The organism is Photorhabdus temperata (genome assembly GCF_025384845.1).
GTDB lineage: Bacteria > Pseudomonadota > Gammaproteobacteria > Enterobacterales > Enterobacteriaceae > Photorhabdus > Photorhabdus temperata.
In genome coordinates, this window is sequence record NZ_JAJAFX010000162.1 from 1 (window position 1) to 1,837 (window position 1,837).

The 1,837-nt window shown below is 48.9% G+C and carries 3 protein-coding genes and 1 pseudogene; all 4 read left to right on the plus strand.

Annotated elements, in window-relative coordinates:
* Window positions 1-166: 166 nt before the first annotated feature.
* Window positions 167-502, plus strand: coding sequence for a head-tail joining protein (locus LGZ99_RS24280; RefSeq protein WP_166310821.1), 336 nt, complete (start codon window positions 167-169; stop codon window positions 500-502).
* On the plus strand, window positions 499-1,044 hold the full coding sequence (locus LGZ99_RS24285; protein WP_262979832.1) for an ATP-binding protein: 546 nt from the start codon (window positions 499-501) through the stop codon (window positions 1,042-1,044). Before LGZ99_RS24280 ends, LGZ99_RS24285 begins: the two co-directional genes overlap by 4 nt.
* A 3-nt stretch (window positions 1,045-1,047) precedes the next feature.
* The gene (locus tag LGZ99_RS24290; protein WP_112879686.1) at window positions 1,048-1,227 is read left to right on the plus strand and encodes a DUF2635 domain-containing protein; all 180 of its coding nucleotides are present in this window, start codon (window positions 1,048-1,050) and stop codon (window positions 1,225-1,227) included.
* Window positions 1,227-1,837 (plus strand): annotated as a pseudogene (locus LGZ99_RS24295) (phage tail sheath subtilisin-like domain-containing protein); the annotation flags it as partial. The gene LGZ99_RS24290 and the pseudogene LGZ99_RS24295, both read left to right, overlap by 1 nt.

A 1,837-nucleotide genomic window follows, 5' to 3' on the forward strand; every position in this document is an offset into this window, starting at 1 on the left:
AATATTCTCAGTTCGAGCAACTCATTCTAAGCTCAGAAGATGCCGATCGCTTGATTGAGCTGGGAGTGGTTGCTGACGTTAACAAATTGCGACAACAGGCGCTGATTCAACATGGCCCGACAGTAACAGTCAATGACGGCGTTAAAATCAGTCATGAGGCTTGATGATGGGAATAAATTGGGACCAGCATTTACTTGAACCGCTACACAACGTGTTTGGTGATATGGTTGAATACCGCCCCGCAAGTGGCGCTCGTTACACGATCAACGGCATATTCGACCGGGCGTATACTCAAACAGTCGAATCACTGGATGACGGCAGCACCATCAATACAACATCCCCGGTCTTGGGTGTGCGCGACATTGAGTTTCAGGCACCGCCGAAAAAAGGAGATCGGGTATTTGTTGGCGGTGCTCAGGTTAATACTTTGTTTGCCGTCGCTGATGTTCAGCCGGATAGCCACGGTGGAACAAAACTTATTCTAAACAGGGTGAAATCATGAACGCGGCAGGTATCAGGGCGCTTGTTATTGATTCGCTCAAACATAAGACCGATGCAGAAGCGCGGGTTTATTCTCCGCGCGATTGGTCAACAACCGAAGATATGTATCCTGTCATTCTTGTTCAGACGCCGATCGACGTTAAACAGTCGCTTGGCCGTAATGCGCCCCAGTTTAATACGGTTACGACAGTACGTATTACCGGGCGTCTACAAGAGTTAGACAGCGAAGATGAAGACGATGGCGCAGTTAAAGCTGAGGAATCCCTTGAGCGGTTACGTGAACAGATAGAGCGAGCCGTTATCAACAGTTATGAACTCACTCGTCAGACTCAGCAGTTTGTCCAGGTTCGTTCAACGATTGGTATTGATGCCAGCGGGGAAGGACATACAGCACAATTATTGATGGAGCTGGATATTGAGTATTACCAGGGCCCGGAAGATTTCTACGAAATCGAAGCGGCAGAACTGGACGAAATCGACGTCACAATCGCTATGCCTGACGGCACCCCCGAACCTCATTTCAGAATCGATTTTCAGGAGTAATCCATGTTTGTAAAACCCGTTGCCGGGCGCAGTGTACGCGACCCGGTTAAGGGCACTCATTTGCCCGAAGGTTGTACAGAAGTACAAGACAGTCTGTTTTGGCATCGTCGCGTAAAAGACGGTGACGTTGAAATATGTCAGCCTGAAAAAGCAGTTAAAAAGGCAGTCAAGGAGAATGAATAATGACCGTACCCTTTTCACGTGTACCTAACAATATTCGTGCACCGCTGTTTTACGTCGAGTTCGATAACTCAATGGCAAACAGCGCAATTGCGACACAGCGCACACTGATCATCGGTCAGGTGCTGAGTACGTCTACAGCAAAACCCGATATCCCTGAGCGTATCTCTTCCGCTGCTCAAGCTGCTAATTTATATGGCAATGGTTCAATGCTGCACGGCATGACTGAGGCTTATTTCGCTAATGATCAAGCTGGTGAAATCTGGGTGTTACCCCTGAGTGATGCCGACAGCATGGTCGCAGCTAAAGGCAGTGTAAAAGTGTCCAGTCCAGCGACGGATACCGGGGTTATCTCTTTGTATATCGGCGGTCAGCGTGTGCAGATCACGACTGTAGCGACGGATAAAGCCGAGCAAGTGGCTACTGCATTGTCAGACGCAATTAACAAAAAAGTGACTTTGCCGGTCACGGCTACCGTTGCGTTTGATTCCGCTGATACGGTATCTATCACAGCAAAAAACAAAGGCGCTGCCGGTAACAGTATTGATTTGCGTCTGAACTACCGGGGACAGTCCGGGGGAGAATTTACCCCCGCGGGCATGGCTTTGAAAAT